The sequence below is a fragment of the Pseudomonas sp. 51_B genome (assembly GCF_017491595.1).
GTDB classification, from domain to species: Bacteria; Pseudomonadota; Gammaproteobacteria; order Pseudomonadales; family Pseudomonadaceae; genus Aquipseudomonas; species Aquipseudomonas promysalinigenes.
On the sequence record NZ_JAFGYW010000004.1, the window covers coordinates 98,974 to 121,075 of the forward strand.

Annotated in this window: 18 protein-coding genes, 5 tRNA genes and 1 pseudogene; 14 read left to right on the plus strand and 10 right to left on the minus strand. The window is 61.7% G+C overall.

The window, feature by feature from the left end:
- Window positions 1-21: 21 nt before the first annotated feature.
- Entirely contained in the window at window positions 22-978 is a 957-nt protein-coding gene (locus J5M56_RS07070) for a LysR family transcriptional regulator (RefSeq protein WP_060480607.1), read from the minus strand.
- Window positions 979-1,089: 111 nt separating this feature from the next.
- On the opposite strand from J5M56_RS07070, the gene J5M56_RS07075 reads away from it, so the two are divergent.
- Window positions 1,090-1,839, plus strand: coding sequence for a sulfite exporter TauE/SafE family protein (locus tag J5M56_RS07075; RefSeq protein WP_207936196.1), 750 nt, complete (start codon window positions 1,090-1,092; stop codon window positions 1,837-1,839).
- Between the two features lie 3 nt (window positions 1,840-1,842).
- Here the strand turns inward: J5M56_RS07075 and J5M56_RS07080 are convergent, their stop codons facing one another.
- Window positions 1,843-2,694, minus strand: a complete 852-nt coding sequence (locus J5M56_RS07080) for a LysR substrate-binding domain-containing protein (RefSeq protein ID WP_060480612.1) — start codon at window positions 2,692-2,694, stop codon at window positions 1,843-1,845.
- Between the two features lie 96 nt (window positions 2,695-2,790).
- Here J5M56_RS07080 and J5M56_RS07085 point away from each other — a divergent pair, with 96 nt between their 5' ends.
- Entirely contained in the window at window positions 2,791-3,009 is a 219-nt protein-coding gene (locus J5M56_RS07085) for a DUF1127 domain-containing protein (protein ID WP_207936197.1), read from the plus strand.
- 120 nt (window positions 3,010-3,129) lie between these two features.
- Here J5M56_RS07085 and J5M56_RS07090 read toward each other — a convergent pair whose 3' ends face one another.
- A complete protein-coding gene (locus J5M56_RS07090; RefSeq protein ID WP_207936200.1) occupies window positions 3,130-4,476 on the minus strand; it encodes a 3-deoxy-7-phosphoheptulonate synthase class II in 1,347 nt (448 codons plus the stop codon).
- A gap of 118 nt (window positions 4,477-4,594) precedes the next feature.
- On the opposite strand from J5M56_RS07090, the gene J5M56_RS07095 reads away from it, so the two are divergent.
- Both J5M56_RS07095 and J5M56_RS07100 read left to right on the plus strand, forming a co-directional pair.
- Window positions 4,595-5,350, plus strand: a complete 756-nt coding sequence (locus tag J5M56_RS07095) for a spermidine synthase (protein ID WP_186476631.1) — start codon at window positions 4,595-4,597, stop codon at window positions 5,348-5,350.
- A gap of 377 nt (window positions 5,351-5,727) precedes the next feature.
- A pseudogene (locus tag J5M56_RS07100) lies at window positions 5,728-7,441 on the plus strand (DEAD/DEAH box helicase).
- Window positions 7,442-7,529: 88 nt separating this feature from the next.
- Here the strand turns inward: J5M56_RS07100 and J5M56_RS07105 are convergent.
- Window positions 7,530-8,282 (minus strand): class III extradiol ring-cleavage dioxygenase, encoded by a 753-nt coding sequence (locus J5M56_RS07105; RefSeq protein ID WP_207936202.1) that lies wholly within the window; start codon window positions 8,280-8,282, stop codon window positions 7,530-7,532.
- Window positions 8,283-8,384: 102 nt separating this feature from the next.
- On the opposite strand from J5M56_RS07105, the gene J5M56_RS07110 reads away from it, so the two are divergent.
- Window positions 8,385-9,035, plus strand: a complete 651-nt coding sequence (locus tag J5M56_RS07110) for a thiopurine S-methyltransferase (RefSeq protein WP_207936205.1) — start codon at window positions 8,385-8,387, stop codon at window positions 9,033-9,035.
- A gap of 48 nt (window positions 9,036-9,083) precedes the next feature.
- Here the strand turns inward: J5M56_RS07110 and htpX are convergent, their stop codons facing one another.
- A complete protein-coding gene (gene htpX, locus J5M56_RS07115) occupies window positions 9,084-9,971 on the minus strand; it encodes a protease HtpX (protein ID WP_054903704.1) in 888 nt (295 codons plus the stop codon).
- Window positions 9,972-10,260: 289 nt separating this feature from the next.
- Window positions 10,261-11,472, minus strand: a complete 1,212-nt coding sequence (locus tag J5M56_RS07120) for a pyridoxal phosphate-dependent aminotransferase (protein ID WP_012313392.1) — start codon at window positions 11,470-11,472, stop codon at window positions 10,261-10,263.
- A gap of 174 nt (window positions 11,473-11,646) precedes the next feature.
- Between J5M56_RS07120 and msrB the strand changes: the two genes are divergently transcribed.
- Both msrB and J5M56_RS07130 read left to right on the plus strand, forming a co-directional pair.
- Window positions 11,647-12,048 (plus strand): peptide-methionine (R)-S-oxide reductase MsrB, encoded by a 402-nt coding sequence (gene msrB, locus J5M56_RS07125; protein WP_186476634.1) that lies wholly within the window; start codon window positions 11,647-11,649, stop codon window positions 12,046-12,048.
- A 2-nt stretch (window positions 12,049-12,050) separates the two neighbouring features.
- Window positions 12,051-12,539: a glutathione peroxidase gene (locus J5M56_RS07130; protein WP_186476635.1), complete on the plus strand. Its 489-nt coding sequence runs from the start codon at window positions 12,051-12,053 to the stop codon at window positions 12,537-12,539.
- Here the strand turns inward: J5M56_RS07130 and J5M56_RS07135 are convergent.
- A complete protein-coding gene (locus J5M56_RS07135; protein ID WP_060480272.1) occupies window positions 12,529-14,883 on the minus strand; it encodes a response regulator in 2,355 nt (784 codons plus the stop codon). The two genes, J5M56_RS07130 and J5M56_RS07135, sit on opposite strands and share 11 nt — an antisense overlap.
- A 76-nt stretch (window positions 14,884-14,959) precedes the next feature.
- Between J5M56_RS07135 and J5M56_RS07140 the strand changes: the two genes are divergently transcribed.
- Both J5M56_RS07140 and J5M56_RS07145 read left to right on the plus strand, forming a co-directional pair.
- The gene (locus J5M56_RS07140; protein ID WP_207936208.1) at window positions 14,960-15,847 is read left to right on the plus strand and encodes an ATP-binding protein; all 888 of its coding nucleotides are present in this window, start codon (window positions 14,960-14,962) and stop codon (window positions 15,845-15,847) included.
- A gap of 2 nt (window positions 15,848-15,849) precedes the next feature.
- Entirely contained in the window at window positions 15,850-16,332 is a 483-nt protein-coding gene (locus tag J5M56_RS07145) for a GAF domain-containing protein (protein ID WP_186476637.1), read from the plus strand.
- Window positions 16,333-16,416: 84 nt separating this feature from the next.
- On the opposite strand, the gene J5M56_RS07150 is transcribed toward J5M56_RS07145, so the two are convergent.
- On the minus strand, window positions 16,417-17,184 hold the full coding sequence (locus J5M56_RS07150) for a hypothetical protein (RefSeq protein ID WP_060480269.1): 768 nt from the start codon (window positions 17,182-17,184) through the stop codon (window positions 16,417-16,419).
- 336 nt (window positions 17,185-17,520) lie between these two features.
- On the opposite strand from J5M56_RS07150, the gene J5M56_RS07155 reads away from it, so the two are divergent.
- The 5 genes from J5M56_RS07155 to J5M56_RS07175 all read left to right on the plus strand — a co-directional run bounded on the left by J5M56_RS07155 (window position 17,521) and on the right by J5M56_RS07175 (window position 18,082).
- Window positions 17,521-17,596: transfer RNA gene (locus J5M56_RS07155), tRNA-Glu, on the plus strand.
- A 2-nt stretch (window positions 17,597-17,598) separates the two neighbouring features.
- A tRNA-Gly gene (locus J5M56_RS07160) sits at window positions 17,599-17,674 on the plus strand.
- 91 nt (window positions 17,675-17,765) lie between these two features.
- Window positions 17,766-17,841: transfer RNA gene (locus J5M56_RS07165), tRNA-Glu, on the plus strand.
- A 3-nt stretch (window positions 17,842-17,844) separates the two neighbouring features.
- Window positions 17,845-17,920: transfer RNA gene (locus J5M56_RS07170), tRNA-Gly, on the plus strand.
- 86 nt (window positions 17,921-18,006) lie between these two features.
- Window positions 18,007-18,082 (plus strand) — tRNA-Gly (locus J5M56_RS07175).
- Window positions 18,083-18,373: 291 nt separating this feature from the next.
- On the opposite strand, the gene J5M56_RS07180 is transcribed toward J5M56_RS07175, so the two are convergent.
- Together J5M56_RS07180 and J5M56_RS07185 are read right to left on the minus strand one after the other, a co-directional pair.
- Window positions 18,374-19,465 carry a fimbrial protein gene (locus tag J5M56_RS07180; RefSeq protein ID WP_186476639.1) on the minus strand — a complete coding sequence of 364 codons (1,092 nt, stop codon included), beginning with the start codon at window positions 19,463-19,465 and terminating at the stop codon, window positions 18,374-18,376.
- Complete coding sequence (locus tag J5M56_RS07185; RefSeq protein ID WP_207936211.1) at window positions 19,462-21,996, minus strand: fimbria/pilus outer membrane usher protein; 2,535 nt, start codon at window positions 21,994-21,996, stop codon at window positions 19,462-19,464. The genes J5M56_RS07180 and J5M56_RS07185 overlap by 4 nt, the downstream gene beginning before the upstream one ends.
- Window positions 21,997-22,102: the final 106 nt, after the last annotated feature.

Here is a 22,102-nt window from a genome sequence, read left to right on the forward strand (position 1 = left end):
CCACGCTCAAGGTAGGGGCGCTCATTGCCAGCGCAGCTCGCTGCGCAGCGCCAGGTCCCAGGGTGGAATGGGGCTGAAGCGGCTCTTGAGAAATTCGAGCAGCAAACGGCTGCGAGAGTTCGTTTCATGTTCAAGGCGCAGCGCATAAATGCCACTGTTCTCGGCTGCTGGCAGCCCCGCTTCGCAGAACAGAGGCAACAGTTCGCCACGCAGCAGGTACTCGCTGATCAGCCAAGTAGGTAGGTGGGCGATGCCCAAGCCTGCCAGCGCGCCGAATAACAATGTCTCGGCATTGTTGGCCGCCATGCGCATGCGCGCCGGGCGGTAGAGGCGCACTTGGCCGTCTACTGCGAAGCGCCAGGCGAACGGTGGTGCCAGGCCATCCCAGTCGAGGCCGTCGTGGCCGGGCAGCTCGCTGGGGCAAGCGGGCAAGCCGCGGCTGGCCAGATAGCCCGGGCTGGCACAAGCTATGCGCACCATCGGTGCCAGGGTTGTTGCGACCAGCCGGGTATCCGCCAGTGGGCCGGCGCGCAGCACCAGGTCGACTTCGCCCAGATGGCTGCCATGCAGGTCGACGAAGCTGTCTATCAGCCGCAGTTGTACGTCCAAACCCGGATAGGCCACCAGAAAGTCGGCGATCGCCGGTGCCAGGTGGCGGCGCCCGAAGGCGGCTGGGGCGTCGATGCGGATCAACCCTTCGGGGGCGCTGCTCAGCGACACTGCCTCGGCGCGTGCCAGGCGTAACTCCTCGATGATGCGCCGGGCACGCTCGGCGAACGCATTGCCGGCAGGGGTCGGGCGTACGGCATGGGTGCTGCGGGTGAACAGGCGGCTGCCGACAGCGTTTTCCAGGCTGTCGATGCGCCGGGCAACGGCGGAGGGAGTCAACGGGTGGCGGCGTGCGGCTGCTGAAAAACTGCCGGTTTCCAACACGTCGAGGAACAGGCTCAATTGGTCGGTCAGAATATCGGGGCTCATGATCTCGATGCTTTTGCGAAGAACGCACAGCCATTGTGCGTGGCTGTGCGTTTCCCTGCCAGCACGCAGTCGTTAGCATGCTCATATTGATAACCGGCGGGTGAGGCCCTGATGATCGAGTGGTTGATGTATATCGTGCTGGGCGCAGCCCTTGGCACCATGGGGGGATTGTTCGGCATTGGGGGTGGCTTGATCGCCATTCCGGCGCTGGGCGTTCTGTTTGGCCTTGATCAGCAACTGGCCCAAGGCACGGCGTTGGTGATGGTGGTGCCGAACGTGCTGCTGGCACTGTGGCGCTACCATCAGCGCAACCGCATCGAAGTGCGCCACGCGTTGCCGCTTTCTCTATGCAGCTTTTTGTTCGCCTGGCTGGGCTCGATCTGGGCGGTGGGTATCGATGCCCATTCCATGCGCTTGGGTTTTGTCGGTTTTCTGGTCGCGCTGGCGGTGTGGAACGTGCTGCGAATGTTCCTCAAGGTCGCACCGCCCAGCACTGAGTTGCGCTATCCATGGCCGTGGCTGGCAGTACTGGGCAGCTTCGCCGGCACCATGGGCGGGCTGTTCGGCGTAGGCGGCGCGGTGGTGGCCACGCCCATCCTGACCAGCGTGTTCGGTACTACCCAAGTGGTGGCTCAAGGCTTGTCGCTGGCGTTGGCGGCCCCGAGCACGCTGGTTACCCTGGTGACCTATGGGGTGCACCACAGTGTGGACTGGCAGGTGGGCATCCCTTTGGCGATTGGTGGCCTGCTGAGCATCAGCTGGGGGGTCAAGCTGGCCCATGCATTGCCCGAGAAGGTGCTGCGGGGGATGTTCTGTGTGTTTCTGGTGGTTTGTGCGGTGATGCTGGGCTTCGAGCTGTAGGGCTTACATGAACCCTTCGATGATGTAGTCGGCCATGCAATCGGTGATTGGCGATTGGCTCTGGCTGTTGCGCAGCAACATCACGTTGGCCATGGGCAGTTGGGGTAGCCCCTCGCTTTCGCCCAGAATGCGCATGTTGCCGCCAATCAGGCTCTGCAGTTGCGCCGTCACCGCCAGGCCGGCGGTGACGATGGCAAAAATCGCGGCAAGGCTGGGGCTGGTGTAGGCGATGCGGTAGTCGATGCCTTGGGCTTCCAGAGCATTGCAGGTCCAGGCGCGGCAGAAACAGTCGGTGTTGAACAGTGCCAAGGGGATCGGCCGCTGCTCCTGGGGGTAAAACCCCTCGGCAGCGGCCCACACCAGCCGCTCCTGACGCAGCAATTGGCCGACCTCGTTGCCTGGCTCGCGGGTGACGATGGTCAAATCCAGGTCCTGGCGCAGCAGCAGTTGCCGGGACGAGTCGCAATGCACCTCTACCTGAACCAGTGGGTATGCCTGGGCGAAGCTGGAGAGAATGGTTGGCAGAAAGCGCATGGCGTAGTCATCGGGTGTGCCGATGCGCACCAGGCCGACCATGTGCGGCATACGTAATGTGTTGAACACCTCACCGTGCAGTTTCAGAATGCGCCGGGCATAGCCCAGCAATACCTGCCCCTCGGCAGTCAGGCGCACCTGGCGGCCATCGCGCTCGAACAACTGGCGCTGAAGAATGTCCTCCTCCAGGCGTTTCATCTGCATGCTGACCGCCGATTGGGTGCGGTTGACCACCTCACCGGCGCGGGTGAACCCACCTTGCTCGGCAATCGCAACGAAGGTGCGCAGTACATCAGCGTCGAGGCTCTGGTATTGGGACATTGCATCAATCTCCGAGATGCATTGCATCAGAAACATTCGTTGGATTGATCTTAAGCCTGAGCCGAGACTGAAGCCATCAACACGGAGGGCTTCACGATGAAAGGTCATGTCAGCAATATTCAGCAACCTGCCTTTACCCTGACCCACCTATGGCATGTGGCCATTGAGCGTCCGGCCAGGTGGGTGCAGCTTTACCGCCAGCGCCAGGAGCTTGCGAGCCTGAGTGACGCGACACTGCATGACCTGGGCTTGAGCCGAGCGGACATCCAGCAAGAGTCCGAGCGGCATTTCTGGGATGACCCGCTGCGCAAATAGGCCAAGGCTGCAATGGGCAATTCGCCGGTGAGCCCGCTCCTACTAGCGCTGCGCACGCTTTGCGGCGAGCGCTAATCGGTAGGAGCGGCTTGAGCGGCGAGGCAACTGCACAGCTTGCGCTTAGCGCCGCACTTGCTTGAGGGTCTCTGCGATCAGGAAGGCCAGCTCCAGCGACTGATCGGCGTTCATACGCGGGTCGCAGTGGGTGTGATAGCGGTCGGACAAGGCGTCCTCGGTGATCGGACGAGCACCGCCGATGCACTCGGTGACGTTCTGCCCAGTCATCTCGATGTGGATGCCGCCGGCATGGCTGCCTTCGGCCTGGTGCACCTGGAAGAACTGCTTCACCTCATCGAGGATCTGCGCAAAGTCCCGAGTCTTGTAGCCGCTGCTGGCCTTGATGGTATTGCCGTGCATCGGGTCGCAGCTCCACAGCACCTTGCGCCCCTCGCGCTCGACGGTGCGGATCAGCCCAGGCAAGTGCGCGCCTACCTTGCCCGCGCCCATGCGCACGATCAGGTTGAGGCGACCAGGGTCGTTGGCCGGGTTGAGGGTGTCGATCAGGCGGATGAGCTCTTCGGGGTTCATGCTGGGGCCAACCTTGACCCCGATCGGGTTGTGCACGCCACGCAGAAACTCGACGTGGGCCCCGTCCAGCTGGCGGGTGCGGTCGCCAATCCAGAGCATGTGCGCGGAGCAGTCGTAGTAGTCGCCGGTCAGGCTGTCCTGGCGTACGAAAGCTTCCTCATAATTGAGCAGCAAGGCTTCGTGGGCTGTGAAGAAACTGGTTTCGCGAAGCTGCGGCGCGCTGTCCAGGCCGCAGGCGCGCATGAAAGCCAGGGTTTCATCGATACGGTTGGCCAACTGGTGGTACTTGTCGGCCAGCGCCGAGTTGGCGATGAAGTCCAGGTTCCATTTATGCACCTGATGCAGGTCGGCAAAACCACCCTGGGCGAAGGCGCGCAGCAAGTTCAGGCTGGCGGTGGCCTGGTGGTAAGCCTGCAGCAGGCGCTCCGGGTCCGGCACGCGGCTTTTTTCATCAAAGCCGATGCCGTTGACGATATCGCCACGGTAGGCGGGCAGGGTGACGTTGCCAATGGTTTCATCACCGGCTGAGCGCGGCTTGGCGAACTGCCCGGCCATGCGGCCGACCTTGACCACCGGGCAGCCAGCAGCGAACGTCATCACGATGGCCATCTGCAGCAGCACCTTGAAGGTGTCGCGGATCTTGGCCGCCGAGAATTCGGCAAAGCTTTCGGCGCAGTCGCCGCCCTGCAACAGGAAAGCGCGGCCTTCGGTGACCTCTGTGAACTGCCGGCGCAACTCGCGGGCCTCGCCAGCGAATACCAGCGGTGGGTAGCTGGCCAGGGTCTGCTCGACCCGCAGCAGGTGCGCGGCATCGGGATAGGTCGGTTGCTGCTGGATCGGCAGGGCACGCCAGCTGTCAGGGCTCCACGGTCGGTTCATCACAGGCTCGGTTATTGGCTGTTTGGGCTGACTGCCATGGTAACAGTTGGCACCGCGCTTGTTGCATCCGGGGTGTTGGCGGACAATGCGCGTTTTTGCGCGGGTGAGTGGCAGGTAAATGGCGACGGAGCGGGAAGAAAAGCTGCTGGCCCGGGTGGAGGATGCGTTCGGTGTGATCAGCGTGTACGAGGTGGACGATTACCGCTTCCTCGAGTTTGGTGACGCCATCGAGCAAAGCTGTGTGTTCACCGCAGACCCGAGCTGGCTCGAATACGACTACACCCGCGCCATGCTGGTGGGCGCGCTATGTCATGAGCAGCCGGAAAGCGCGCTGTTTCTTGGTCTGGGCGCTGGCACCTTGACTCAAGCGTGTATGAAATTTCTGCCGCTGGAGGACATCGAGGCCATCGAGTTGCGTGCAGACGTGCCGCGCCTGGCCATGCAATACCTGGGGCTGGACGATGACCCGCGCCTTTATGTGCGCATTGGCGATGCCGTGCAGTTACTGACCACCGCAGAGCAGGCCGACCTGCTTTTCGTCGACCTGTATACCGACCATGGGCCGGGTGTCGGGCACCTGGCGTGGAATTTTCTCGAAAACTGCCAGAAGCAGCTCAACCCGGGCGGCTGGCTGGTGATCAACCAGTGGGCCACTGACGATGGCAAGCCGCTGGGTGCCGCGTTGCTGCGAGGTTTGTACCATCGGCACTACTGGGAACTGCCGGTCAAGGAGGGCAATGTGATCTTGCTGGTGCCGGCAGACCTGGACCAAGCACTGGACATCGACGGCCTGCGGGCGCGGGCCGAGGCCTTGGCGCCGCGGTTGGGATATAGCCTGGAAGGCCTGATCCGCGAGATCCGGCCTGCCACTTGAAGGCCGTGCTGGCCTCTTCGCGGGTCAACCCGCTTCTAGCTGGCTGGGCGGACCCAATAGAACGGGTTCACCCGCGAAAAAGCCAAGGCGGTGCCTGTAGGCAAAAACGATTCAGTCAATAAGCATTGATGGCGAGATACTGGCCGAAGGGCCAGAAAAATTTCCTCACTCCCTGGTGTATTTCAGGTATAGTACGCGCCGGTCTTTTAGCGGGCCTCAAAATCAGGTGGTGCAAATCCCCCGAGTCCAGCTTCGGCTGCACGTCCGCTAGGCGGACCTTCCTAAAGTTTTCTTTTTCAATCGTTTTCGCAAATCCCCGCCGACAAAGCTGCCTGGGTGACCGTTCCGGTCTTTCAAGGCACGTGCAGCTTTGCAGCATGGGTCTTTGCGGATGCACTTAGAGGCAGACCCATGACCCAGGAAACCGGCGGCTTCGCCGCTCTCGATCTTAATCCGAACATTGTTGCTGCCGTTCTGGCTACCGGCTATGAAGAGCCGTCCGCTATTCAGCAACAATCGATCCCGATCATCCTCGCCGGTCACGACATGATCGGCCAGGCGCAGACTGGCACCGGCAAGACCGCTGCCTTCGCCCTGCCGATCCTCAACAAGATCGATGTGAGCAAGCGCGAGCCGCAAGCCCTGATCCTGGCGCCAACCCGTGAGTTGGCGCTGCAAGTAGCCACCGCTTTCGAAACCTACGCCAAGCAGATGCCGGGCGTTAATGTAGTGGCGGTATACGGTGGTGCTCCAATGGGCCCACAGCTGCGTGCCATTCGCAACGGTGCGCAAATCGTCGTCGCTACCCCAGGCCGCCTGTGCGACCACCTGCGCCGCGACGAAAAAGTCCTCTCCACCGTTCAGTACCTGGTGCTGGACGAGGCGGACGAAATGCTCAAGCTGGGCTTCATGGACGACCTCGAAGTGATCTTCGACGCCATCCCGGCCAGCCGTCAGACCGTATTGTTCTCCGCAACCCTGCCATCGTCGATCCGCTCGATCGCCGAACGCCACCTGCGTGAGCCCAAGCACGTCAAGATCCAGAGCAAGACCCAGACCGTTACCGCGATCGACCAGGCCCACCTGATGGTCCACGCTGACCAGAAGATCCCGGCTGTACTGCGTCTGCTGGAGGTCGAGGAATTCGATGCGCTGATCGCCTTCGTGCGTACCAAGCAAGCCACCCTGGACCTGGCTGCCGCCCTGGAAGCCAAAGGCTACAAGGCTGCCGCGCTGAACGGCGACATCGCCCAGAACCAGCGTGAGCGCGTGATCGACTCGCTCAAGGACGGCCGTCTGGACATCGTCGTCGCCACCGACGTCGCTGCCCGTGGCCTGGACGTACCGCGTATCACTCACGTGTTCAACGTCGACATGCCGTACGATCCAGAGTCCTACGTGCATCGTATCGGCCGTACCGGTCGTGCTGGTCGTGATGGCCGTGCGCTGCTGCTGGTCACCCCGCGCGAGCGTCGCATGCTGCAGGTGATCGAGCGTGTGACCGGGCAGAAGGTGGCCGAGGCGCGCCTGCCGAACGCTCAGGCTGTGCTCGATGCCCGCATCAAGAAACTCACCTCGAGCCTGGCGCCGCTGGTTGCCGAAGCCGAGGCCACCCATGGCGAGCTGTTCGACCGCTTGACTACCGACCTCGGTTGTAGTGCCCGTGCCCTGGCTTCGGCCCTGCTGCGCAAGGCCACCAATGGTCAGGCGCTGGACCTGGCTGCGGTAGAGCGCGAGCAACCGCTGGTGCCAAGCTTCGCACCGCGTGGCGAGCGTACCGAACGTGGCGAGCGCACTGAGCGTGGCGAGCGTGGTGACCGCGAGCGTCGTGCGCCAATGCCGCTGGCCGAAGGCCGCGTGCGCTGCCGTACCGCGTTGGGTGCCCGTGACGGTATCGCTGCCAAGAATCTGTTGGGTGCGATCCTCAACGAAGGTGGCCTGGCTCGTGATGCCATCGGCCGGATCCAGGTACGCGACAGCTTCAGCCTGATCGAGCTGCCGGAAGATGGTCTGGAGCGTCTGCTGACCAAGCTCAAGGACACTCGTGTTGCCGGTAAGCAGCTGAAGCTGCGCCGTTATCGCGAAGACTGATCCTGTCACGAAAAAAATCCCCGACATTGGTCGGGGATTTTTTTTGCCTCTGGTGTTTTCAGCGCAATGGCATTGCCGCTGGCAAGGCTCAGTCGAACCGATAGATGTCCATGCCCAGCGCCCCCAGGGTGAAGCCTTGGTGCACGATGCCGAACTTGTCTCCAGCGCCTAGCGCGAAAAACAGCGGTAGCAGATGCTCCTCGCTGGGGTGGTTGCGAGCGGCAAAAGGCGCCTGTTTGCGGTAATCCAGTAGCGCTGCCTGGTCGTTAGCCTTAAGTCGCTCTACAACCCAGTCCCGGAATGCCAGCGCCCAGGGTTCAATCACGTCGGGCCCGGCGTGCCAGTCGAGTTCACCGAGGTTGTGCGTGATGCTGCCAGAGCCAATCAGCAGAATACCTTCCTGGCGCAACTCAGCCAGCGCCTTGCCGACCTTGAGCTGAAGGTCCGGCCCCGACTGGCTGGGTAGCGATACCTGAATCACCGGGATGCTCGCATCTGGGTACATCAGTGACAGCGGCACCCATGTGCCGTGATCGAATGGTCGTTGCAGGTCCTGGCGTGCCTGTAGGCGTTCGGCCACGCGGCTGGCCAGGGCGGGCTCGCCAGGCGCCGGGTATTGCACAGCGTAAAGTGCGGGTGGAAAACCGTAGAAGTCATGCCAGGTTTCTGGCTGTGCAGCGCTGGTCACCAGCAATTCACGGCTCTCCCAGTGCGCCGAGACAACCACGACCGCCTTGGGTCTTGGCAGGGCGTTGGCCAGCGCAGCCAAGGCCGGCCCGCTGGCGCCAGGTTGCAGGGCGAGCATGGGCGAACCGTGGGAAATGAACAGGCTGGGCAGCATGGTGAGGGTCCTGAGGTTTAAGATGCAACCATCTTCGTTCAGCTATCGATCGAAATCCAAATCAAGTTTTACCGGTAAATCATCTAAATATTGGGAGTGATCATGGAGCCAGCGTTCTGGCAGCAGCGATGGGCCGACAACCAGATCGGCTTTCACCAGGCGCAGGTCAACCCGTACTTGCAACAGTACTGGCCACACCTGCAGTTAGCCCACGGCAGCCGTGTGCTGGTGCCGCTGTGCGGTAAAACTCTGGACCTGGCCTGGCTGGCAGGGCAGGGGTATCGCGTGCTGGGTGTGGAGTTGTCGCAGCGGGCGGTGGCAGCGTTTTTTCATGAGCACGGGCTTGAGCCCCAAATTGTGCAAAAGGGGGCCTTCGAGATTTGGCGCCACGGCGACGTCGAGGTGTGGTGTGGCGATTTTTTTGCCCTTCAGCCAGAGGACCTTGCTGATTGCGTGGCGCTCTATGACCGAGCGGCGCTGATTGCCCTGCCGGTGCACATGCGTTTGGCGTACGTGCAGGCCTTGTCGCGTTCGCTGCCCGACCGCTGCAGCGGGCTGTTGGTGACTTTGAATTACGACCAGGCGCTGCTGGCCGGGCCGCCATTCTCGGTAGGTGACGAAGAAGTTCGAATGGGCTTGGCCGGGTGGCAAGTCGATGAGCTCAAGGCCGTGGAGCTTATTGAGCAAAGCCCTAAGTTTTCACAGGCGGGGATTTGCAGCCTGGTGGAGCGGGTTTATCAGATCAGCAGGTAGCGATGAAAAAAAGGGCGACCGAAGTCGCCCTTGTCTGCCCGTGAAGAGTCAACCGCGGCGACGCAGAGCCTCGATACGCTCTTCCAGCGGCGGGTGGCTCATCAGCAGGCCCGCCAGGCCATGCTTGAGGCCACCGTTGATGCCGAACGCCTTCAAAGTGTCAGGCATGTGCACCGGCAGCCCTTGCTCGACACGCAGGCGCTGCAACGCACCGATCATTGCGGCGGTGCCGGCCAGCTGGGCGCCGGCTTCGTCGGCACGGTACTCGCGGCGGCGCGAGAACCACATGACGATCATGCTGGCGAGGATGCCCAGAACCAGCTCGGCAACGATGGTCGCCACGTAATAGGCGATACCCTGGCCCTCTTCGTTCTTGAAGATCACTTTATCGACGAAGTTACCGATGATACGGGCGAAGAACATCACGAAGGTGTTCACCACGCCCTGCACTAGCGCCAGGGTGACCATATCGCCGTTGGCTACGTGGCCGATCTCATGGGCCAGTACGGCACGCACTTCATCGGGCGAGAAGCGCTCGAGCAGGCCCTGGGACACCGCCACCAAGGCGTCGTTACGGTTCCAGCCGGTGGCGAAGGCATTGGCCTCGTAGGCCGGGAAAATACCCACCTCGGGCATTTTGATGCCGGCCTCGCGTGACAGCTCCTCGACGGTCTGCAGCAGCCATTGTTCATGGCGGGTGCGCGGCTGGCTGATGATCTGCGTGCCGGTGGTCATTTTCGCCATCCACTTGGAGATGAACAGCGAAATCAGCGAGCCGGCGAAGCCGAACACGGCGCAGAATACCAGCAGGCTGCTGAGGTTGAGGTCAACCCCGTTGGCGGCCATGAACCCGTTGAAGCCGAACAGGCTCAGGGTAATGCTTGCAACCAGCACCACCGCAAGGTTGGTGGCTACAAACAACAGAATGCGCATCATGGTTGTTACGTTCTCCTGACGGATGAGTCATTGCTTACTGCGGGGTATATAAGGTGCCTGCCGCCTGGATTCAATCGGGCGACTATTTCAAACTGTGTACGGCGCAGTATGGCAGAGGATTCATCGCGGGCTCTGGGATAGAGCGTTGCAGGATGTAAGAAATTTCCTTTGAGCATGGCAGGGCGGCAGTGCGGCCCATTCGCGGCAGCGCCGGCTCCCAAGCGGCTGGCGCAGTGCTTGAGGGCTGCGCTGTAAGTGGGAGCCGGTTTACCCGCGAAGAGGTTGGTGCCTACTGCGAATAAGTGCGCAGGAAATTGCCAATGCGGCCGATCGCGGCTTCCAGGTCATCCACCCGCGGCAAGGTCACCACGCGGAAATGGTCCGGCCACGGCCAGTTGAATGCAGTGCCCTGAACGATCAGCAGCTTTTCCGACAGAAGCAAATCGAGGGCGAATTTCTCGTCATTGAGGATCGGGCACACCTTCGGGTCGATACGCGGGAAGGCGTAAAGCGCGCCCATGGGCTTCACACAGCTGACACCTGGAATATCGTTGAGCAGCTCATAGGTACGGTTGCGCTGTTCCAGCAGGCGGCCCGGCGGCAGTACCAGGTCGTTGATGCTCTGATAACCCCCAAGCGCTGTCTGAATGGCGTGCTGGGCCGGTACGTTGGCGCATAGGCGCATGTTGGCCAGCATGTCGATGCCTTCGATATAGCTCTGGGCGTGATGCTTGGGCCCGGAAATGATCAGCCAGCCAGACCGGAAGCCGGCCACCCGATACGACTTGGACAGGCCGTTGAAGGTCAGGCACAGCAGATCCGGAGCCAGCGACGCGGTGCTGATGTGCACCGCTTCGTCGTAGAGGATCTTGTCGTAGATCTCGTCGGAGAACACCACCAGGTTGTGCTGACGGGCCAGCTCCAGCATGCCCAGCAGCAGCTCTTTGGAATACACAGCACCGGTCGGGTTGTTCGGGTTGATGATCACCAAGGCCTTGGTGTTCGGTGTGATTTTGGCTTTGATATCTTCAAGGTCCGGGAACCAGTCGGCCTGCTCGTCGCACAGGTAGTGCACCGGCTTACCACCGGCCAGGCTCACCGCAGCGGTCCACAGCGGGTAGTCGGGTGCCGGGATCAGAACTTCGTCGCCATTGTTGAGCAGGGCCTGCATCGACATCACGATCAGTTCGGAAACACCGTTGCCCAGGTAGATGTCCTCGATGGTGACGCCCTCGATCTCCTTCTGTTGGCAATACTGCATCACCGCTTTGCGCGCGCTGAACAGGCCTTTGGAGTCGCTGTAGCCCTGGGCGGTGGGCAGGTTGCGGATCACATCCTGAAGGATTTCGTCCGGCGCTTCGAAGCCAAACGGTGCCGGGTTACCGATGTTCAGCTTGAGGATGCGGTGGCCTTCCTCCTCCAGGCGTTTGGCGTGCTTGAGCACTGGGCCGCGAATGTCGTAGCAGACATTGGCGAGCTTGTTCGATTTGCTGAACTGCATGATGTGATCCCGATTGAGAAGACGCGCCGCCACCGCCCGCTCATCGAAAGGTTTGAAAGGGCGGCGGGCGGGTGCCAGACTTGAGGCCTTGCGCACGAAGCCAACTAATATACGTGCCACCCGCGTTACGGAAAAGACGGCGCGAGGTGAAATTCAGCCTGCCGAGGTTCACACATGCAAAAGATCGACAAGACACTTGAACAATGGCGCGAAATGCTCGACCCCGAGCAGTATCAGGTCTGCCGGCTCAAAGGTACCGAGCGGCCGTTCAGTGGCAAATACAACAGTGAGCACCGCGCGGGTATCTACCGTTGCGTGTGCTGTGACCTGCCACTGTTCGATGCGCAGACCAAATTCGATGCCGGCTGCGGCTGGCCGAGCTTTTACGCGCCCATCGAGCAAAGCGCGATGATCGAGATCCGTGACACCTCCCACGGCATGATTCGCACCGAGGTCACCTGTGCCCAGTGCGATGCTCACCTGGGCCATGTATTTCCCGATGGCCCTCCGCCAACGGGCCTGCGTTATTGCATCAACTCGGTGTGCCTGACCTTCGAACCCTGTAAAGGAGCCTGAGAATGGCCGCATCGATGCTGGACATACCCTGCGTTACCCTAGGCGGCGAGCAGAAAAAGCTCGGCGATTTCGCCGGCAAGGCGCTGCTGGTGGTCAACACCGCCAGCCAGTGCGGTTTCACCCCGCAGTACAAAGGCCTGGAGCAGCTGTGGCAGCATTATCGCGAGCGCGGGCTGGTAGTGCTGGGCTTTCCCTGCAACCAGTTCGGCAAGCAGGAGCCGGGCGATGCACGGGACATCGCGCAATTTTGTGAAGCCAACTTCGGCGTGAGTTTTCCTTTGTTCCGCAAGGTCGAGGTCAATGGCCCAGGCGCCCATCCGCTGTTCGTTGCGCTCAAGCAGCGTGCGCCAGGGCTGTTGGGCACTGAGAAGATCAAGTGGAACTTCACCAAGTTCCTCCTCGACCCAGCCACCGGCAAGGTTACCCGCTACGCACCCACCACCAAGCCGCAGGCGTTGGAAGCCGACATCGAGCGCCTGCTCAGCCGTTGAGCGGTACCCAGTGGTCGATCAGCGCCAGCAGTTCCTCGCGGCGAAACGGCTTGGCCAGGTAATCGTTCATGCCGGCCGCCCGGCAGCGTTCGCGCTCCTCCGGCATGGCATTGGCCGTCAGGGCGACGATCGGTAACTGCGGCCAGCGCCCGCTCTGGCGGATGCGCCGGCTGGCCTCATAGCCGTCCATAACCGGCATGTTGCAGTCCATCAGCACCAGGTCGAAGTCTTCTCGATCCAGCCACTCCAGTGCCTCGGCGCCTTGGGTGGCGAGTTGCACCTGGCAGCCGAGCTTGGCCAGCATGCCTTTGGCAACCAACTGATTGACCGGGTTGTCTTCCACCAACAGGATGCGTGCGCGACCCTCAGCGGCGGTCAGTAGTGGAGTGGCCAGCGGATGCTCAGGGGCATGGCCCTGCAAGGTTCGGCTCAAGGTCTGGTACAGCGCGTTGCGCGACAGAGGGCGGGCCAGTTGGTGCAGGGGCGCCAGTTGAGCCGACTGCTCGCCGGGCAAGAAGTTGCCGTAGGCGGTCACCAGCAGGATCGGCGCCTTGAGTGCCGGGCGCAGTTGCAACAACTGCTGCAGGTCGTCAGTGATCAACAGGTCGATACCATTGTCTAGCGCAGCGCTGCTGTCGTGCCGTTGGTAGTCCAGGCCCCAGCCAGGCAGCAGGCTCTGCAGCAACTCGCTCAGGCCACTGCCGGCATCGCTGAGGGCAGCTACCTTGCCGCTCAGTGCTGGCGGCTCAATGGCCTCGGTATGGGCAGGCAGTGGCAGGTCGGCACTGAAGCGGCTGCCAAAGCCAGGCTCGGAGTGAATGTGCAGATGGCCCTGCATGGCTTGGCACAGGTTGCGGGTCAGCGCCAGGCCCAGGCCGGTGCCGCCATATTGTCGGGTGATGCCGGCGCCAGCCTGGGTGAAAGGCTGGAAGATGCGTGCCTGAGCGGCCTCAGGGATGCCGATGCCAGTGTCGCTTACCTCCAAGCGAACGCCGCCGACAATCGGCGCCAGACGCACGTCCACGCGCCCGAAGCGGGTGAACTTCAGTGCGTTGGACAGCAGGTTGCTGACCACCTGACGCACCCGCGTGGGGTCGCCCAGTACCGAGCTTGGGAAATCCCCTGCGATCAGGCATGTCAGCTCGACGCTCTGTGCAGCATTCTGCGACAGCAGGTTAGCGGTGTCCTCGACCATGGCACCCATGTCGAAGGGGATACGTTCCAGTTCCAGTTGCCCGGCATCGAACTTGGAAAGGTCGAGAATATCGTTGAGCAACTCCACCAGCACTTTGCCCGAATCGTGGGCGATCGACAGTTGCTGGCGCTGCTCGCCGGCCAGCGGGCTGTCCAGGGCCAGGGCGATCATGCCGAGCATGCCGTTGAGCGGGGTACGGATCTCATGGCTCATGTTGGCCAGGAAGGCGGCCCGCGCCTGCGCCATGTCCAGGGCGCGTTGGCGGGCCGCTTCCAGCTCCTGGTTGGACTGGCTGAGGCGGCCGTTGCTGGCCTTCAGTTCCTCGGTGCGTGCCGACACGATATCTTCAAGCTCGTTGAGGTACTGGGTCAGGCGGTTTTCTGCTGTGCGCCGCTGCTGGATTTCGGTACTCATGCTGACGAACTGCTGGTTGGCTACTTTGACCAGCACGCCGATTTCGTCATATTCATGGCCTGGTGGGCAATCCACTCGGGTTTGCCCAGGCTGGCGCGGGTCGCGGCCGCTGAGGGCGCCGATTAGCGTCACCAACGGCTTGGTCAGCATCATGTAGAACAGCGCCAAAAGGATGCCGGTCAGCACCAGGCTGCGGGCGAAGCCGTTGAGTAGGGTAACCCCTGCGCGGTCCAGGAAGCGGCTGCCGAACGCATAGGTGTCAACGTCCAGGTACAGCGTGCCGAGGGTTTCATCGGGCATGTGGGTCAGGAACAGGCGCGCCTTGAGCTGGCGCTTTTCGCCGAACAGAAAGTCGCTCAGCGGCCGGTAGCGGTCCTCCAGGCGGGGGCGTTCGACATCGGCCAGGACCGTTTCGTTATTGTCTACCAGCCGCGCGCGGATCACCGCCGGTGACTGCAAAAGGCCCCGGGTCAGCTCCAGCGCAAGCTCCGAATCGATGTTGTAGGCAATGCGTGAGGCGGTATTGTGGCTGATTTGCAACAACGCCCCAACTTCGCGGTTGATGGATGCGTCTTCGCTGGCATAATCGATGCCGATCTGGATGAGACTGAGCAATGTACCCAGGATGAAGCCGACCAGGACTGTCAACCGGGCTTGCTTGTATGACAGGCGATTGGTGAACTTGATATCCATGAGTCCCGAGCCGGTTTCCCGTTCCTTGCGCTGCGCAAGCATAGCCGATCAACCTCGGCTGCTGGCGTGTCTGTCACACATTCAGCGTTAAATCTCACCTGTCTTGCAAGGAGTCCTCATGGACGCTCGCTTGAATGCTTTCCTGGAACGTGCCGAATCGGTGCTGGCGCGTCTTGAACCCTTGCTGCCAGCGCCGCGCCCGCACATCGACTGGAACACCACGCTGGCCGCACGCTGGCAGCGCGATGGGCGCAGTGGCTACCTGTTGCCACTGGACGTCAGCCTGGACATCCGCCTGAGCGACCTGATCGGCGTCGACAAGCAACGCGATCAGTTGGGTCGCAACACCCACCAATTCATCAATGGCCTGCCTGCCAACCACGCTCTGCTGTGGGGCTCGCGTGGCACCGGCAAGTCGTCGCTGGTGCGCGCCTTGCTGGCTGAGCATGCAAGTGCCGGGCTGCGCCTGATCGAGATCGAGCGCGACCACCTGGCCGATCTGCCACGTGTGGTAGAGCAACTGCACAAGCTGGCGCAACGCTTCCTCCTGTTCTGTGACGACTTGTCGTTCGAGGCCGGGGAGGGCGATTACCGGGTGCTCAAGAGCGTGCTCGATGGGTCGCTGGAGCAGGCACCGGATAACGTGCTGCTGTATGCAACGTCCAACCGTCGGCACCTGGTGCCGGAAAAACAGAGCGATAACGAAAACTGGAAGATGGTCGACGGTGAGCTTCACCCCAATGAAGCGGTGGAAGACAAGATTGCCCTGTCCGACCGCTTTGGCCTCTGGTTATCGTTCTACCCCTTCACCCAGGAGCACTTCCTCGACGTTGTCGAGCATTGGATCGGCCAACTGGCCCGGCCTGCAGGCCTTGCCTGGCAGCGTGACGAAGCCCTGGAAATTCTCGCCGTGCGCTGGGCAACCGGGCGCGGCAACCGTAATGGCCGCTGTGCCTATCAGTTCGCCCGCTACTGGGTGGGGCTGCAATTGCTGGAGCAAAAGTAAAAATGATCGACCTCAATGCCAGTGGCGCCGGCCTCGACGGCTACGACTTGCTGGCGGCGCAAGTGCAGGCGCTGTTCGCCGACGAGCGCGACTTCATCGCCAATGCCGCACAGTTTTCGGCGTTTCTCTATAACCAGGTGGATGACCTGAACTGGGCCGGGTTTTACCTCAACCGCAGCGAAGAGCTGGTGCTGGGGCCTTTCCAGGGCCAGGTGGCTTGCGTGCGCATCCCGTTCGGCAAAGGTGTGTGCGGCGCGGCTGCGGCCACCCGGCAAACCCAGCGGGTGGAGGATGTGCATGCGTTTGCTGGGCATATCGCCTGCGACAGCGCGTCCAACAGCGAGCTGGTGATTCCGCTGATCAAACAAGGGCGGTTGATTGGCGTGCTGGACCTGGACAGCCCGAAACTTGCGCGATTCAGTGAGGCCGATCAGGCTGGGTTGGAAAAGCTGGCGGCGATCTTTCTGGAACTGACCGACTGCTGAAGGCTGTGCTGGTAGTTGCGGCCTTTTTGCCGCTCCCACGAAGATCAGCGGGAGCGGCTTGAGCCGCAAAGAGGACGGACCAGGTCAGTCGTAGATCACGCGCTTTTTCCAGGTTTCGTCTTCGTCGGTCTTGAGCCCTTCGGTCAGTTCGTTCTGCTCGTTCTCGGCGGGCTCCATCTGGTCCATCACCTGAGCGTTGGCGCGCGCCAGCAGCTTTTCCAGGTAGGTCAGCTGTTCTTCGTACTGTTTAGGCTCAGGCTGCTTGCGCAGATACTGCACCCCACGCTCGAAGGCCAGCCGCGCCTGGCCAGGTTGTTCCTGTTGCAACGCCTGTTGGCCGAGGTTGTTGAAAAACTCGATGTGCAACAACACCAGGATGTGGCGGATCTCCCGTACCCACTGTTTGCCCTCGGCGCTGGGCAGGACGTTGTCCTGGGTGGCCTTGACGATCTGGGTGTGCAGCGCTTCGAGCAGAAAGCGCACATCTTTGGCCTTGGCTTCGGTCTGAATCGGGCAGGGCGGGTTGTTCACCGGGATCCGCTCGCCTTGGGCTATCAGCTCTTCGAGCTCGGCGATGCGTGCCTTGAACACTGCGTTGTGCTTGTCCAGCGCCAGTTGCCGTTGAGTGAGGTTCAGCTCCAGGCGCGCCAACAGCAGTTTCAAAGGCGCAGTCATGAACTGCCCGGGGAAGGTCTCGGTGATTTCGCCACAGCGCCGCACCCGGTCGGCAAGGTCGAGCTTGAGCCGCGCACGTTCGAGCTTGCTGTTTTCGACCACGTTGTTGAGGTAGCCGATCACGATCAGCAACGCGATACCCGCCACGATGAGCAGAGTGATCAGAAGTGGTGTCACCGTTAGCGCCTCATCAAGAAGTTGCTTAATAAGAGTGTAGTTGTAGCGGCCGGTGCCGCGAAGGATGCCGCACTCGGCCCTTGATGCAGTGTGTCGGCCGGCTGCTGCTTTCCTCGAGTGATGGCACTTTGCGACGGACGTGTCAGAAAATCAACGCCAATCCATCGCCGGGCACTCTCGGCGCCCTGTGGAAGAGCCGAAGTCATTGATTTAAATAAATTTCTATAAAAGGGTTGACGCCTGTTCGAAGGCTCCATAGAATGCGCGCCACTTGCAGCGTAAAGCACACAGCGAAACGCAGCAGGGAGTGAAAGCAGGCAGTAATGCCAGCAGCGTGTCCCCTTCGTCTAGTGGCCTAGGACACCGCCCTTTCACGGCGGTAACAGGGGTTCGAGTCCCCTAGGGGACGCCAATGCGGGAATAGCTCAGTTGGTAGAGCACGACCTTGCCAAGGTCGGGGTCGCGAGTTCGAGTCTCGTTTCCCGCTCCAGTTTCTCCGGCAACGCTTAATTGCGAGGCAGGAAAAGAAAATCCAGGGTGAATCGTGAGGTTCAAGCCTGGTGCACTGAAAAGTGTCGTGTGTCCCCTTCGTCTAGTGGCCTAGGACACCGCCCTTTCACGGCGGTAACAGGGGTTCGAGTCCCCTAGGGGACGCCAAATGCGGGAATAGCTCAGTTGGTAGAGCACGACCTTGCCAAGGTCGGGGTCGCGAGTTCGAGTCTCGTTTCCCGCTCCAGTTTAAATACTGTGGCGTCTATGCGGTGCAGTGGTGGTGAAGGTCTTCATGGCGCTTCACGCCAAAAGCGGTAAAGGTTTCACAATGCGGGAATAGCTCAGTTGGTAGAGCACGACCTTGCCAAGGTCGGGGTCGCGAGTTCGAGTCTCGTTTCCCGCTCCAATTATCGATCTTCAGAGTTCCTTGGAATTCTGTAAGTCCTTGAAAAAGACGCTTCGGCGTCTTTTTTTCGTTTCAGCGCAGTCTGCCTCAACCCAACGGCAGCCACGAACCTTGAGTGCATCTCTAAGTACAGCGATTGCGCGCAGTTGGCGTAGCGGATCGATGGCTGAGCTGGCCCTTGGGTATCGATATACACCTGCTCGACTTTACGAGCAGATGTTGTTGCGTGGGAACGCCCGCTGTTCCAATAAAACCGCCAACCTCAAAGCAGGGCTTAAGGCTGGCCGGGTCTTAGCGATAAGTGATGGTGAAATTGAGCGCGCCATTGGCGTCGCCAGCAGTGACGGTGGGGGCGGTCTGGTAATAGCGGGCCTGAAAATCCAGGGCGATGTCGCCGGGGCTGAGCGGTTTTACGGCAATGTCTTCTTCCAGCCGAAACGGGGTGATGCCGTCCGCTTGCAATACCTGGATGCCAAGGCCGGTAGCCCCCGAACCGCTGGACAGGCTGAATACGCCCTTGTCGACGTCGATCGGAGTCGAACCATTGGCTCCGTCGAGCCGAACGTAAGCCTGGGTGCCGCCAGACGCATCGCTCTCACAGTCGTTCAGCCTGATCTGGAAGGGGATCGCTTTGGTGACGTCACCGGGTTTGCCGAATGCCTTCAACTCATGTGCGCCAAGGTCGACCGGATCCGGGTTGACCGCATCAGCCCTTAGCGTGCACTGTGCGGCGGTCACCGTGCCGTGCAGGTGATAGCGCATGACTGTACCCACGTCGCTGTAGGTGCCACTGAACAGCTGCACGCCATTGAATGACTGGGGCCCGGGCGCTATGGGGCCGGTTTTGATCAGGGTAATGAATGCACGCAGGTTGCTCAACTGGATGCCGGTAGGCCCGGGATCGTGGTCAGCATAGCCTTGCCAAGGGACCGACGTCCATTTGATGTAGGTCCACGCATTGTCGGGCGAGCCACCTGCGCCGTGATAGGGGGCGTCCAGGCGCACATGAATCCCGACACCGGCGACGCCGGTCTCGATCACTCGACCGGTCAAGTCTTCGCCGTTAACCGGCGGCAGCGAACCGGTGAACAGTGGCTGGGTATTGTCCACACGGGCTGTAAGGGTCGGGCCCAGGGCTGCGAAGTTGGTACAAATTACCCGAGTGCCAGTTTCGTTAGGTAGGTTATAGCGCACGTTGGCCTGGCCGATCACGGAGCCGATAGGCGCATCGCGGGCTACATATCTGGAGCTGAGATCGAGGTTGTGCACTAATTCGCCACTAACGCCGCCCGACCAGTCGCAGGCCGCTAGTGCAAATGCTTCACCGCTGGCCAGCAATGCCAGGCACAGGGGGGGCAACGAGGCGCAGGTGGATAGTTTCATGGGTTAAGGTCCCGGGGGCTGTCTGTGGTGGGTTGCGGGCATTGCAGGGTGTTCAGGTGGTAGCCTTGCTCTTCGCGCATGCTGTGAGGGTCAATGGCCACCAAGCAGGTCTGCTCACCCCACTGCGCGCGCAACAGTTGAGGTTTGTCATCGGTGGCCACCAGCGTTTGGCCGGCTTGGCCAACGACCGCCAGCACCTGACCCTGCTCATCACTGACTCGGGCGCCGAAGGGTAGCGGCTTGCCGTTGGCCTGTAACAAGGTCAGGATCAGGCGGCTGACCTTGCGGGCAGAAAAGCTTGCCTTGACCACTGCGCCGCGGCGGGGCACTACCTGGGTGCTGCCGTTGTCGATCTGCACCTGTGGGCCGAGGTTGGCGGTTTCCAGGTGCAATGGGTTGTTGCGATAGGGGCGCAGGTGGGGTGCGATCAGAAAGCCTGCGCTGTCGGTGCTGGCGCCTGGGGCGTTTTGCACCCCCAGGCCAGGCGTCCCAGGGACCTCGACCAAGGCATTGGTTTCACCAAGCTGGCTGGCCAGGGTCAGGCCGTCTGCGTGCAGTAACAGGGCGCCGCTGGCGTTGACCGAGAGTGACTGATAGTCGTTGCCTTGAGTGTAGCCGGCACCAATGTTGGCCCTGGCACCCTGGTAACCAACCGAGAGTGCTCCGGAGGTCTGTTGTTGGGCGTCGCGGGTGGCCGACGCTGTGTATCTGAAGCGGTTGTCCAGGGCGCCGCCGCTGAGGCTGGCGCGTTGGCTCTGACGCCCATTACTGGCCTGGGTGGCGAACGTGGCACTGGCGCCGTTGAACCAGTCCAGCGGCAAGGTCATGCTCAAGCCGAACAGGCGGTCCTGGCGACTGTTGCTGGCCAGCGATTGCGAGGCAAACAGGTTGAAATTGATGTTGCGGTACTGAGTGGTGTACTGCAGCTGGTACTGCCTGCGCTGCAGGTTGCTGCCCCAGTAGTCGTCCTGGGACAGGGTCAGGCTTAGCGAGCCATGGTTTCCCAGGCTCTGGTATACCGAAGCTTCGAGGCGGCTGCGGCGGTTGCCCAGGTAACCGCTGTAGGCGTGGCGTTCACGTACAGCCTCGTCGTAGTCGCGGTAGCCCTCACTCGAGTAGCGGTAGCCGGCGAACCGCAGGTTGGTCCCGGTGCTGAAGGTCTTGCCGTAGCGGGCAGAGTAGCTTTGGCCTTGCACCTGGCCGAGCCGCTCGCCAAGGTCGGCGCTGGCCTGGGTGATATCCAGCGACACCGCGCCCAGATTCCCCAGGTCGCGGGCCATGCCGAGCAGTGCGGCGCGGTAGTAATCGCCGCCCTGCACGCCGCCATACAAAGTACCCCAGCTGCCGCCGCGGGCCAGGGTCGCCTGCCACAGCAGTGGGGTGTCGAGGTGTTCGGCGCCATTGTAGCGACCCAAGGTGGCGCTATAGCGCCACACGCCAGGACGCAGCAGGTTGGCCAGGCTCGAATACGGCTGGATGAAGCGGCGTACCTGGCCGTCGGCTTCGGTCAGCACCACTTCCAGTTCACCGCTGCCGCCACCAATACCCAGGTCGTCTATCTCATAGGGCCCAGGGGCGACGAAGGTGGTGTAGATGGGGTAACCGTTGAGCAGCACCTCCAGTTTTGCCCGGGTCTGTGCGACACCACGGATGACCGGGGCGTAGCTTTGCATCACGTCAGGCAGCATGCCCATGTCAGAGGCCACCTGCACGCCCTTGAATGGCAGGCTGCGGAAGACCTCGCCTTGGCTGAATGTTTCACCCAGGGTGAAATTGCCGTGGTTGTCAGGCAGGTCATGTTGCAAATACGTGTTGCTGCGGGTCCAGTTGCGTTCGCCTTGGCCGTCGTCGCGAAATGCCTGGCTGGTGCGCAGGCGCCAGGCGCCGAGGTTGACGCCGCTGTTGAGCAGCAAGTCATGGCTGGCCTGGCTGCCTCCACGGCGGTTGAGGGCCTGGGTAGCAACCTGGTAGTTGAGAAAGGCGGCGTTGATACCGGCGTCCCAGCGCTCGGCCGGTACCGCGTTGGCATTGCTGCGGCGCAGGGCGAACTGTGGGAGCGAAACGGCCAGTTGCAGCTTGCCAGGGTCCAGTTCGGTACTGGCATCAGGCAGCAGGCTGGCCAGGTCCTGGCAGGGCATGCTTTCATCCAGCGGCTGCTCCAAAGCCTCCTCGCGCAGGCCGAATTCGCGCAGCAGCTCAGCCGACAGGCACGCTTGCAGGCCTTGCTGGCCGAGGCCGGGCATGAAGTCCAGTTCGCGCTCGCCAAGGTAGTCCAGGTTCAGCGTGATGCCGACGCGGTAACGGCCGGGTGCTAGGGCTTCCCCATCGGCCAGTGACTGCAGCGCCAGCTGCGCGGCGTCGACCGACTCGCCGGGGGCCTGGCGCATGAAGCTGGCGTTGAACAGCGGTGCTGGCGAGCTCGCCAGCACTGGCCGGTGGGCACACAGCAGCAGGCTGGTGCCACCCAGCGCCAGCAACGGCGCAAGGCGCAAGCGGGATGGCATGCGTGAGCGTTGGGGGAAGGGGGGCATGGACGTTTACCTATCGGGGGCGACGGGCCTGGCCTTTGCGCAGGTCGGCCGTGGCAGCGGGAACGAAGGGCTGCACGATAGGAATTAATGGCGATACGGGATGTAG